The 242-nt window shown below is 44.2% G+C and carries 1 pseudogene; it reads left to right on the top strand.

From position 1 onward, the window contains the following. Positions 1–242: pseudogene (locus tag CWC11_RS21690) on the top strand (alpha-ketoacid dehydrogenase subunit beta); the annotation flags it as partial.

Genomic DNA, 242 nt, shown 5'->3' with positions numbered 1-242 from the left:
GGGTGGGGGGCCATATCATAGTGGCAGTATCGAAAGTACCTTATTTTCTATCAAGGGTATTAAAGTTGTATATCCTTCCAATGCCGCAGACATGAAGGGTTTGATGAAAGCCGCCTTCCTCGATCCTAATCCTGTTATTATGCTTGAGCATAAAGGATTGTACTGGAGTAAAGTGCCCGGTACCGATGATGCCAAAACCATCGAACCGGCAAAAGATTATATATTGCCCCTAGGTAAAGCCA

Source organism: Pseudoalteromonas sp. S3178 (assembly GCF_005886985.1).
Classification (GTDB): domain Bacteria; phylum Pseudomonadota; class Gammaproteobacteria; order Enterobacterales; family Alteromonadaceae; genus Pseudoalteromonas; species Pseudoalteromonas carrageenovora.
This window is presented reverse-complemented; position numbering and strand designations above follow the sequence as displayed.